This window comes from Mycobacterium sp. (assembly GCF_035499775.1).
In the GTDB taxonomy this organism is placed as follows: domain Bacteria; phylum Actinomycetota; class Actinomycetes; order Mycobacteriales; family Mycobacteriaceae; genus Mycobacterium.
On sequence record NZ_DATJYB010000431.1, the window covers coordinates 1 to 10,999 of the forward strand.

Consider the following 10,999-nt stretch of genomic DNA (forward strand, 5'->3'; position numbering starts at 1 on the left):
ATGGATCGAGCGGCTGCAGCCTTTCATGCACGACAATGGGCAATGGTGTCCCACCGTTGCCTATGCGCCGTCGCCGGAATACATCAGCGACGCGTGGGAGCAATACCGCAAGGGGCAGCTTCCCGACGCCCCTCCTACCTATCTGTACATCCCCAGCATGGTCGACTCCACGCTGGCGCCCGAAGGCAAGCACAGCGCAACGATTTTCACGCCCTACTTCCCCACCGGCCTGGACGCCGACGAAAACCGAAGCTGGAAAGAGCAATACGCCGATACCTGCGTCAAGATCTTCGACACGTATGCACCGGGATTCGCCGACTCGGTGACCAACCGCGTGGTGTTCTCCAACCGCTACTTCGGCAGCACCTTCAGCGCGCATGCCGGGGACTACTCGCACGGCCTGCTGCAGCCCAACCAACTGTGGAGTGGCCGCGTCGTGGAGGGCGCCGACAAGTTCGCCACCCCGGTCGACGGGCTCTACCTGTGCGGCCAATGCACCCACCCCGGCCCAGGGGTGACCGGCATCCCAGGGTGGAACGGCGCCGAGGTGGCGCTGCGGCACCTGAACGCCCGCGTTTCCTAGTGCTGCAGCCATAGATCTGGATCACTGGTGTTCGCGGCGTCGGTAGTGGGAAATGCGTGCGGCTGGCCTGCTTGACAATAATCGCGGCAGCCGTATTGGGCGGCACGTCAAGCTTCCAAGCGCCTACAGGCCGGTCTGCGCGGACCGTTCGGTTGCTCCGCTTTGCATGCGCGCGGCCAGCGCCGCAGGCGAGTGCGCCAGGTAGTCCATCGCCATCTGCGTGGAAGCCTCGGCGCTGGGGTGATAGCCGGGCCGCAGATAGCGACCCGGCACCGTCACGATCAGCTGCCACGGTCCGGGCACCTTGTACTGGCGGGCGGCTCGGAGCCAGTCTCTCCAGCGCGGCTTGGCGCTGATGGTCGGGTCGTGGACCATCAAGAACCGCACCCCCGCGAGCCACCACGACACGAACATCGGCGCGGTGGGAAGCATAGTCAAGGCCCTCAATGCGTAGTTGCCGCAAACGTTCTGGTAAACGTCGAACACGAGGCAGCGGTGCTCGATCTCCTCAGCCCCGTGCCAGCGCAGCAGGTCGAGCATGGTCTGGTCGGCTCCGGCGTAATCGAGGCCGCGGTTCTGGATCATCCATTGACCCACCGCAGCTTTGAGGTGTTCTAACGCCGCGATAACCGCGAGGTTCCGGTAGAGCAACAAACGCCGCAGCAACGGCGGCCATCGGGGACTCTGGCCCCGGTTACCGAGCGACAGGAATTTTTCAAGCTTGTCGGTGTAGGGCGTGGTATCGATGCCCTGCTCCACCAGGTGGTCTAGCACCATCTTGTGCGCCCAGGCGTGCCAGGACTCCTGCTGAATGAACGGTTTTATCGCCGCCTTCAGCTCAGGGTCGTCCACCATGGGCGCCGCCTCGTTGACGACCCGGATGAACCACCGTTCGCCCGCCGGCAGCAGCAAATGCAACACATTCATCGTGTGCGTCGCGAACGGATCATCGGGAACCCAGTGCAGCGGCGTGTTCGACCAATCGAAGCGAACCTTGCGGCGATGCGTTGGATATCCGTCGTGGTGAACTTCGACATCGGTCATCGCGATTCCCCGTCCCATAAAGCTGACCGCCCGTCAGTTTAGTACCCGACCTCCTGCCGCCGCTGGGCTCCAGCCGCGTGAACTACCCACCGGTCCCGGCGCTTGGTCGTTAAGGAGTTAGCTATGGCGTCGCCCCCGCCAACTATTCGCTCGGAGGCATTATTTGCCGCATGGCCGGGGAGGCAAAGGTTTGCGCCGACACTGGCCGGGTGGCAGTATGACGCGGATCGCATTCAATCAGCCGCCGTTCTCGGCCAATTTGCTTATCAGCACGGCGATCTCACGGCCCCGCCCGGCGGCGAGGTGCTGATACCGCCGCGCGGCCGTTGGTGCCTGAGCAGGGCCATGCCGGTCGTGTATCAGCTAGTGCTGCCGGTGGCATGTTGAGGCGACGGCTGATCATCACCGCGGGGTTCGGAAATTGCTGAGCGCCAGTGAGTTAGGTGGCAAGCGGTGGGCGCCAACGAGTACTGGATGTTGGCGGGCTTGACATCGCGGTTGCAGCAGGCCTCTCGGAGCCTCATCGGCAGGCGGCGACGCACGTGGATTAACAAATCCGGGGACTTCGCCCAGCCGTATTTGGCCGGTGTTCATTACGACGAACGGATTCAAGTCAAGGGAAGGCCGCACGCCGAAACGCCTATTGTTGATGCGATGAGCCTGAAGCGACGGATCCCATTGCTCCGTTGGTCGGTGTGGCGGATGGCCCCGGCACTCCGCAGCCTCAACACCGTTGGTCAGGTCGGCGACGGACGCGAAGTGGCGGCGGTCGACTTCGTCGTCCAGAACGCGAAGGTCGGCGACATCGACGACGTGCTGGGCACCCTCGACAAGTTCGCCTACGAAAAGTCGTGGCTAGTCAACATCGGTGATGAAAAAGGGCTGCTGCTCGACGCCGCGGTACACCGCGCCAACCCGGCACTGGCACTCGAATTGGGCACCTACTGCGGGTATAGCGCGCTTCGGATCGCGCGCGCTGCTCCGAACGCCAGGGTGTACTCGGTCGAACTCGCCGCGTCCAACGCGGCCAACGCCCGGCGGATCTGGGAACATGCCGGGGTCGCCGACCGCGTGACGTGCGTTGTCGGCACCGTCGGCGACGGCGGTCATACCTTGGATGTATTGGCCAATGAGCACGGATTCAATACTGAGTCACTGGATTTCGTATTCCTCGACCACGACAAGCACGCCTACCTGCCCGACTTGCTCAGCATCGTCGACCGGACCTGGCTGCATGCCGGGTCGATTGTGCTCGCCGACAACGTCAAAATCCCCGGTTCGCCCAAGTATCGCCAGTACATGCGTCAGCAGCAGGGCAGTCGGTGGCAAACCATCGAACACAAGACACATCTCGAGTACCAGAGCATGGTTTCCGACTTGGTGCTCGAATCGGAGTTCCTGGGCTAGTAGTTCGCGGCCTCGGCAGTGGGAAATGCGTGCTCGGTGTCTGTGTCGTCGCCGGCGTGATCAGGCCCGCAGGAGCAGTGCGTTCAAGAGACGGCGAACTCGTTGTGGCCCCGGACAAGAACGCGTCGGCGGGTCGCCACCATCAGGACCAGCGGCGAGCAGACGCAAAAGCACCCGACACGCGGGTGCTTTCGCTGTTTGAAGCCCGGCCTAACTGGCCAGCGCGGCCTTGCGCCCAGCCGTTGAGCGCTTGCCGACCCCGTCGAACTGGTACTCCTCGGGCTTGACCGAGCGGGTCGCCAACCAGTACTGCCAGGTGTAGCCGCCCCACAGCACCGTGTTCTTGCCATGCTCGTCGATGTACCAACTGGCGCAGCCGCCGGTGTTCCACACCGAATCACGCAGCTTTACCTGCAGCTCGTCGTTGAACCGGTCCTGCGCGGCGCGCGTCGGAGCCAGCGCCTGCGCGCCCAACTTGTCACACGTCGCGATCGCGTCGGCAACGTAGCGGATCTGGCATTCGATCATGAACACCACGGAGTTGTGGCCCAGCCCGGTGTTGGGTCCCAGCAGGAAGAACAGGTTGGGCATGTCGGCGACGGTGATGCCGCGGTGCGCGCCGATGCCTTCCCGGTTCCAGCGGTCCACCAAGTCCTCGCCGTGCCGCCCCTTGATCTGGACGTAGGTGTAGGAGTCGGTGACGTGGAAGCCGGTGGCGTACACGATCACGTCGGCTTTGTGTTCGGTGCCGTCGGCGGTGACGATCCCGTCGCGCGTGATCCGGCTGATGCCCTCGGTGATCAGCCGGGTCTTGGGGTCAGCGACGGCGGGGTAATAGGTGGAGGAGTTCAGGATCCGCTTGCAGCCGATGCGGTAGTGCGGGGTGAGTTTGCGGCGCAGCTCGCGGTCCTTCACCGAGCGGCGAATGTTGTATTTGCAGTAGGCCTCGATGAATTTCAGCAGGTTCGGCCGCTTGGTCATGCCGATGGCCAGCGACTCCTGTGCCCAGTAGAGGCCGAGGCGGGTCAGCGCACGCAGCCCCGGAACGTTCTCCATGGCGCGGCGCAGCGACGGCGAGAGGTCGGGGTTGGAGCGCGGCACCACCCACGGCGGGGTGCGTTGGTACAGCTGAAGTTCGGAGACCTGCCCGACGATCTCGGGCACGATCTGGATCGCGCTGGCGCCGGTCCCGATGATCGCGACCCGCTTGCCGGTCACGTCGACGCTGTGGTCCCACTCCGCGGAATGGAAAGCGGGGCCGGCGAATTCGTCACGACCCTCGATCTCGGGGAAGGACGGGACGTGCAACGCGCCGGCGCCGGAGACCAGGAACTGGGCGACGTATTCGCGCCCGTCGGTGGTGAATACGTGCCACCGGTACTCGTCCTCGTCCCAGTGCCCGCGGTCGACGAGGGAATTGAACTCGATGTAGCGGCGCAGGCCGTACTTTTCGGTGATGCCCTTGAGGTAGTCCCAGATCTCGGGCTGATAGGAGAAGGGGTTCTTCCAGTCCGGCTTGGGCTCGAACGAGTACGAGTAGAGATGCGACGGGATGTCGCACGCGCAGCCGGGGTAGCTGTTGTCCCGCCAGGTGCCGCCGACGTCGTCGGCCTTCTCCAGGATGACGAAGTCCACGCCTTGTTGCTGCAGCGCGATAGCCATACCCAGACCGGAGAATCCGGTCCCGATGATCAGGGCGCGGGTGTGCACCGGCTGGTGGGCATGGGTTGCGGTCGACTCCCCTTCGGTCACGGGGATCGCGGTATCGGTCATTGATTCTTCCTGTTGGCTCTGTTCGGCTGGCGTGTCAGCCGGCGCATCTATGGCCATAGGCGCCTGGCTGTCACAAATACCCAGTACCGACGGTATCGGTTTAGAACGAGTGTTGACGATCGCCCAGACGATGTCAACGGGCCGAAGGTCCTCAGCTCACGGCGGGGTTGCTCGGCACGACGCTGTGGATCGGTTCGTCAGGATCCATGGTCATGCCGAGCGTCTCGGCGGTCCCGACGATGACGCCAATCATGATGGTCGTCAGATGCGCGGTGAACTGGTCACCTGCCATGCGGCGCGGGCTGTCGGGTTCGGGGCCCAGCCACCACTCGGTGGCCGACGCGGCCGATCCGAACGCGGCGAACGCGGCGAGTTCCAGCGCTTCGCGGCTGAGTTCCATCTCACGCAGCTCGTTGTTGAACAACTCGGCGATGGCCAGCGTGATCTCCCGGCCTTCGTTGAGGGTCCGAACCGCGGCCTCCGACTGCGCCATGAACCGGCCCTGAATGAACACCCGCAGCACGTTGGGGTGCTTGTCGACGAGGTTGACGTACTCCTCGACACAGCGCTGGATGACCTCGCGGGCGGTGTCCCTGGCCAGGTCGATGGACGGGAAGATCGCCGCCCACAGCATGTCGCGCAGACGTTCACCGATCGCCTCGAACAGATCGGACTTGTCGTGGAAGTGCCGGTAGATCTTGGGCTTGGCGGTGCCCGCCTCCTCGGCGATCTCCCGGACACTCACCTCGGGGCCCAGGCGTTCGATCGCCCGGAAAGCCGCTTCGACGATTTCGCCGCGGACCTTCTTGCGGTGTTCGCGCCAACGTTCGCTGCGTGCGTCGACCTTGCGCCCTGGCTTCACGCTGGGGTGCGGCTTTGGAGGTCGAGGCACTCTCACCACGTCATGCACCTTACCCCGCTGCGGTAGCTGACCAGGGCAGAGCAGGCATTCCGAGTCGACTCGCGCGCCCTTTGCGCCGAACGTGCGGGCAGCCGCACGTTGGGCGGCGGGTGTGCGGCCAGCGGCACAGTCGGCGCGACGATGAGTTCCGGCGACGCGCCCGGTCCAACCATGTGACGGCAGCCGAGAGCGGGTGCCGCGGACCCCAGGAGTCAGAGTTGCACGTCACTATCTTCGTGAACCTGCCCGTCGCCGACATCGAGCGAACGCGGAAGTTCTTCACCGACCTCGGCTACACCTTCAACGAAACGTTCTGCGACGACAAGGCTCTGGCTCTGGTGCTGGGCGAGAACCAATTCGCCATGCTGACGCAGACGGACTACTTCGATTCCCTCCACCCGGTCGACACCGCAGACGCCTCAAAGGTGAAGGAATGCGTCGTCTGCCTGAGTGTCGACAGCCGTGACGAGGTTGATGTATTGGTGGACCGGGCCATCGCGGCGGGTGGCACGGCCGGAGACACTGAGGACCACGGCTTCATGTACGGCCCGCAGCTACGACGACCTCGACGGTCACTCGTGGCAGATCTTCTGGATGGACCCGGCCGCCGCCGAGGTCACCTGCCCCGACGCCTGATAGCCGACTCCCACCGCTGCGACGTCGACGCCGACTCTCCTCGCGCTGCTCGATGAACCAGGCATGCCCGACGTGAGTTGATCCCTCAGCTCACAGCATGCAGGACACGCAACCCTCGACCTCGGTGCCTTCCAGCGCCATCTGGCGCAATCGGATGTAGTACAGCGTCTTGATTCCTTTGCGCCAGGCGTAGATCTGCGCCTTGTTCACGTCGCGCGTGGTGGCCGTGTCCTTGAAGAACAGCGTCAGCGAAAGCCCTTGATCCACATGCTGAGTGGCCGCCGCGTAGGTGTCGATGATCTTCTCGTAGCCGATCTCGTAGGCGTCCTGGTAGTACTTCAGGTTGTCGTTGGTCATGTACGGCGCCGGGTAGTAGACGCGGCCGATCTTGCCTTCCTTGCGGATCTCCACCTTCGACACGATCGGGTGGATCGACGACGTCGAATGGTTGATGTAGGAGATCGACCCCGTCGGCGGCACCGCCTGCAGGTTCTGGTTGTAGATACCGTGCGCCTGCACCGACTCCTTCAGCCGCTTCCAGTCGTCCTGCGTCGGGATGCGGATGTCGGCGTCGGCGAAGAGCTGACGCACCTTGTCGGTTGCCGGCTCCCAGGCCTGGTCGATGTACTTGTCGAAGAACTCCCCCGACGCGTACTTGGACCGCTCGAAGCCCTTGAAGTGGGAGCCGCGCTCGATCGCGATGCGGTTCGACGCCCGCAGCGCGTGATACAGCACCGTATAGAAGTAGATGTTGGTGAAGTCGACGCCTTCTTCGGAGCCGTAGAAGATTCCCTCGCGAGCCAGGTAACCGTGCAGGTTCATCTGCCCGAGCCCGATCGCGTGGGAGTCGTTGTTGCCCTGCTCGATGGAGGGCACCGACGTGATGTGGGTCTGGTCACTCACCGCGGTCAGCGCGCGGATCGCCACCTCGATCGTCTGGGCGAAGTCCGGCGAGTCCATCGTCCTGGCGATGTTCAGCGACCCCAGGTTGCACGAGATGTCCTTGCCCACCTTGGCGTAGGACAGGTCGTCGTTGAACACCGACGGCGTGGACACCTGCAGGATCTCCGAGCACAGGTTGGAGTGGGTGATCTTGCCTTCAATGGGATTGGCCCGGTTCACCGTGTCCTCGTACATGATGTACGGGTAGCCCGACTCGAACTGCAGCTCGGCCAGCGTCTGGAAGAACTCGCGCGCCTTGATCTTGGTCTTGCGGATGCGTGCGTCGTCGACCATCTCGTAGTACTTCTCGGTCACCGAGATGTCGGCGAACGGCAGGCCGTAAACCCGCTCGACGTCGTACGGCGAGAACAGGTACATGTCGTCGTTCTTCTTCGCCAGCTCGAAGGTAATGTCGGGGATCACCACGCCCAGGCTCAGCGTCTTGATCCGGATCTTCTCGTCGGCGTTCTCCCGCTTGGTGTCCAGGAAGCGGTAGATGTCGGGGTGGTGGGCGTTGAGGTACACCGCACCGGCGCCCTGACGTGCACCCAGCTGGTTGGCGTAGGAGAACGAGTCCTCCAGCAGCTTCATGATCGGGATGACACCCGAGCTCTGGTTCTCGATGTTCTTGATCGGCGCGCCGTGCTCGCGAATGTTGCTCAGCAGCAACGCAACTCCCCCGCCGCGCTTGGACAGCTGCAACGCGGAGTTAATCGAGCGGCCGATCGACTCCATATTGTCCTCTATGCGGAGGAGGAAACAATTGTGCACGACCGTGCCACGAATGGTGTAGGTATGGGTGTCCTTGACATGGAGGTTGTAGACCGCCGTAGGAACGTCCGCCGTGTGCCTCAATTCGCGAATTCCGTACACGTGCCGCGAATGCACTACCTGATAGGTCGTGCGCAACGACCCCTTCTGGCCGACATAGTTATGCAGGTTCTTACCCACGTCAAAGATGAACTCTTCGTTGGCGCCGGGCAGACCGGGCACGAACACCTGTCCCGTCACGTTGGCGGATTGGTTGACGTACTGGCGGACCCTGGACACGATCCCGAGTCGGCGCAACAGAAGCTGCACCTGATCAATCAGCTCCGGATTTACCAGGTCAAGCACCATGCCGCCGGTGGTACTGCACCCGTCCCCGCGGAACAATCCGGCTAGCAGCCCACGCTGGAACTCCTCATCAGCCGTCAAAACATCATGGGACAACCGTTTCAGGTGATATCCGGTGCCGACCAAGGAGAGGAATAGCGACGCAACTACCTTGCTGTTGCAAATCATGCGCACCGACTGGTCCGACACACTCTGGTGTACAGCGAGGTCCGCTGCGAACACTCGCTTGAATGCCGCCGCCAACTCCTGCTGGTACTCGAGTTCGTGTGTGCCGATCGTGAAGTGAATACCGTTGGCGGTCCGGCCCGCGGGTCCTGATCGCTTGGAGATATGGCCTTCGGCAACGTACCAGCCGAGGATAAGGCCCAGGTCGTACGACTCTTCAACGTAGCGATTCACTGATACGAAGCGCAGGTGGTGGCGCTGCTTGTTGCGGTGCTTACGATCGGTGTTGACCTTACGTATCAGCCCGTCGACCTCTTCGTATTCACCCGCGCCGGCGTGCTCCATCAGGTCATGAACGCGCCGCGACCGTCCCTCCAATGGTGCTGCCGTCACGATGAAGTCTGTGGGCCGAATGTCTTTGGCCGCCAACCATACGAATCCATTGAAGGGGTCCGCACCGTCACCGTCGATAAGCGTCTGCACATCTCGCGTGGTCCACACCAGGATCGGATGCTGCGGAGTGCATCGGATCGGCTCTTTGTGTCCGAAGTGCGAGATCGAGATGAGTGCTTGGTCGTTGGGGTTCTCGATGACGGACTCGACGATGGAGAAGGACCCGTCGTGCGAGAGCACTCGATCCCCCGCCTGAAGCGTCTCGATCGCCCTTGGACCCTCGGGGGTGTCCACCGGTGTTCCGGCAGGAAAACAACTCACCGGCTCTCCCCGTTGCTTTTTGCCCGAGTTCAGGAACGTCGGGGTGGCCGGCTGGAACCGGCCGTCGATGATCTCGTCGACGAGCTTCTCGGCCAGGGCGGTGTCGCCGGCGGCCAGCGTCAGCGAAACCATCACGACGCGGTCCTCGAAGCGCTCCAGATAGCGCTTCCCGTCGAACGTCTTCAGCGTGTAGGAGGTGTAGTACTTGAACGCGCCCAGGAACGTCGGGAATCGGAACTTCTTGGCGTAGGCGCGGTCCAGCAGCGTCTTGACGAAGTTGCGTGAGTACTGGTCGAGAACCTCACGCTCGTAGTAGTTCTTCTGGATCAGGTAGTCGAGCTTCTCGTCCTGGTTGTGGAAGAAGACCGTGTTCTGGTTGACGTGCTGCAGGAAGTACTGGTGGGCGGCTTCCCGGTCCTTGTCGAACTGGATCTTGCCGTCCGCGTCGTACAGATTCAGCCGCGCGTTGAGCGCGTGGTAATCCGTTTCGTCCGGCAACGCGTGCGTCGGAGCGGTTACAGGCTCTGCAGTGACGGTTGGTGGCACGTCTGTTCCTTCCAGAAGTCAGCCAGGCCCGCGCGGACGGCGTCGACGTCGTCGGGGGTGCCCATCAGTTCGAAGCGGTAGAGGTACGGAACGCCGCACTTGCGGGAGACCACGTTGCCCGCATAGGCGAATTCGGCACCGAAGTTGTTGTTGCCCGCGGCGATGACACCGCGGAGCAACGACCGGTTGTGCTCGTTGTTCAAGAAAGCGATGACCTGCTTGGGGACATAGCCCCCGTTATTGATGTCCGGGGTGGCCTTACCGCCGCCGTAGGTCGGCAGTATCAGCACGTACGGTTCGTCGACCTCGATGCGGCCATGCAGCGGGATCCGCGTGGCGGGAACGCCCAGCTTCTGCACGAAGCGGTGGGTGTTCTCCGACACGCTGGAGAAATAGACCAGTGACGATGCCGCGGACGCGGCAGCCATGTCCCGAGCCGGGCGCAGCGGGTCGTCACTCATCCAATCCAGGTTGCGCCGCGTGATATCCATGGCACCGCAACCTCCTTACTAATCGTCTGCCGCGCTATGCGCTGAGCGCGGACCCTGCGAGCGACTTGATCCGGTCCGGCCGGAAGCCCGACCAGTGGTCGTTGCCTGCCACCACGACGGGAGCCTGCAGATAGCCCAGCGCCATCACGTAGTCCCGCGCCTCGGAATCCAGGCTGATGTCGACCTTGCTGTAAGCGATTCCTTGCTTGTCCAGCGCCTTGTAGGTGGCGCTGCACTGCACGCATGCGGGCTTGGTGTAGACGGTGATGCTCATCGGAAATGCCGCTCCTTTGCGGAAGATGGCGGAACGTGTCTTGGAACTGTCACGAACTGGCAACTACTGGGGTGGTACGTCTGTGCTGTATTCAGCAGTCCGTCAAGCCCCCAAATTCCCGTCCTACGGCTGCCAGGTCGAATGCCCTGGTGGTACCGATTCCGGGAGGCCCACCAAGCCTGGCTGGCTTGACGATCCTGGGTTCTGCCGACGCTCGAAACACTACACCTAGTGGGTGACAAGTGGTCCAGATACAAGATGTTCTGAATAACATTTCTGAAATTCCCTGGTCGTAAGCCGTGTGTCGCGCGCGGCTCGGCGTGTCGCAGATCACAAGACGCGCTCACGGTGGCCATACATACCGGTATATCAGCGGCCACCGACAAGTGCCGTTGCGCGCGTCCCGC

General features: G+C 62.8%; 8 protein-coding genes and 3 pseudogenes. 3 read left to right on the plus strand and 8 right to left on the minus strand.

The window, feature by feature from the left end; translation table 11 throughout:
• Nucleotides 1-583, plus strand: a 583-nt coding sequence (locus tag VML93_RS26690; protein WP_414686450.1) for a phytoene desaturase family protein, incomplete at its 5' end; no start/stop codon positions are given.
• A gap of 123 nt (nucleotides 584-706) precedes the next feature.
• Here VML93_RS26690 and VML93_RS26695 read toward each other — a convergent pair.
• Nucleotides 707-1,627, minus strand: a complete 921-nt coding sequence (locus VML93_RS26695) for a metal-dependent hydrolase (protein ID WP_325615272.1) — start codon at nucleotides 1,625-1,627, stop codon at nucleotides 707-709.
• A gap of 654 nt (nucleotides 1,628-2,281) precedes the next feature.
• Between VML93_RS26695 and VML93_RS26705 the strand changes: the two genes are divergently transcribed.
• Nucleotides 2,282-3,034, plus strand: coding sequence for an O-methyltransferase (locus VML93_RS26705; protein ID WP_325615273.1), 753 nt, complete (start codon nucleotides 2,282-2,284; stop codon nucleotides 3,032-3,034).
• Between the two features lie 210 nt (nucleotides 3,035-3,244).
• On the opposite strand, the gene VML93_RS26710 is transcribed toward VML93_RS26705, so the two are convergent.
• Both VML93_RS26710 and VML93_RS26715 read right to left on the minus strand, forming a co-directional pair.
• Nucleotides 3,245-4,807: an NAD(P)/FAD-dependent oxidoreductase gene (locus VML93_RS26710; RefSeq protein ID WP_325615274.1), complete on the minus strand. Its 1,563-nt coding sequence runs from the start codon at nucleotides 4,805-4,807 to the stop codon at nucleotides 3,245-3,247.
• 151 nt (nucleotides 4,808-4,958) lie between these two features.
• On the minus strand, nucleotides 4,959-5,699 hold the full coding sequence (locus VML93_RS26715; RefSeq protein WP_414686451.1) for a TetR/AcrR family transcriptional regulator: 741 nt from the start codon (nucleotides 5,697-5,699) through the stop codon (nucleotides 4,959-4,961).
• A gap of 227 nt (nucleotides 5,700-5,926) precedes the next feature.
• Between VML93_RS26715 and VML93_RS26720 the strand changes: the two genes are divergently transcribed.
• Nucleotides 5,927-6,400 carry a glyoxalase gene (locus tag VML93_RS26720; RefSeq protein ID WP_325615276.1) on the plus strand — a complete coding sequence of 158 codons (474 nt, stop codon included), beginning with the start codon at nucleotides 5,927-5,929 and terminating at the stop codon, nucleotides 6,398-6,400.
• A 34-nt stretch (nucleotides 6,401-6,434) separates the two neighbouring features.
• Here the strand turns inward: VML93_RS26720 and nrdE are convergent.
• The 5 genes and pseudogenes from nrdE to VML93_RS26745 form a co-directional block, all read right to left on the minus strand.
• Nucleotides 6,435-8,051: pseudogene (gene nrdE, locus VML93_RS26725) on the minus strand (class 1b ribonucleoside-diphosphate reductase subunit alpha); the annotation flags it as partial.
• 24 nt (nucleotides 8,052-8,075) lie between these two features.
• Nucleotides 8,076-9,281 (minus strand): annotated as a pseudogene (locus VML93_RS26730) (LAGLIDADG family homing endonuclease); the annotation flags it as partial.
• Nucleotides 9,270-9,827 (minus strand): annotated as a pseudogene (locus VML93_RS26735) (ribonucleotide reductase N-terminal alpha domain-containing protein); the annotation flags it as partial. The pseudogenes VML93_RS26730 and VML93_RS26735, both read right to left, overlap by 12 nt.
• Nucleotides 9,797-10,255: a class Ib ribonucleoside-diphosphate reductase assembly flavoprotein NrdI gene (gene nrdI, locus VML93_RS26740; RefSeq protein ID WP_325615278.1), complete on the minus strand. Its 459-nt coding sequence runs from the start codon at nucleotides 10,253-10,255 to the stop codon at nucleotides 9,797-9,799. The pseudogene VML93_RS26735 and the gene nrdI, both read right to left, overlap by 31 nt.
• A gap of 97 nt (nucleotides 10,256-10,352) precedes the next feature.
• Nucleotides 10,353-10,592 (minus strand): redoxin NrdH, encoded by a 240-nt coding sequence (locus VML93_RS26745; RefSeq protein WP_325615277.1) that lies wholly within the window; start codon nucleotides 10,590-10,592, stop codon nucleotides 10,353-10,355.
• Between the last annotated feature and the right edge of the window lie 407 nt (nucleotides 10,593-10,999).

Excerpts from the sequence above, each read along its gene's own strand:
- VML93_RS26695 (WP_325615272.1), bottom strand. The coding sequence starts at position 1,627 with ATGACCGATGTCGAAGTTCACCACGACGGATATCCAACGCATCGCCGC.
- VML93_RS26705 (WP_325615273.1), top strand. The coding sequence starts at position 2,282 with ATGAGCCTGAAGCGACGGATCCCATTGCTCCGTTGGTCGGTGTGGCGG.
- nrdI (WP_325615278.1), bottom strand. The coding sequence starts at position 10,255 with ATGGCTGCCGCGTCCGCGGCATCGTCACTGGTCTATTTCTCCAGCGTG.
- VML93_RS26745 (WP_325615277.1), bottom strand. The coding sequence starts at position 10,592 with ATGAGCATCACCGTCTACACCAAGCCCGCATGCGTGCAGTGCAGCGCC.
- VML93_RS26710 (WP_325615274.1), bottom strand. The coding sequence starts at position 4,807 with ATGACCGATACCGCGATCCCCGTGACCGAAGGGGAGTCGACCGCAACC.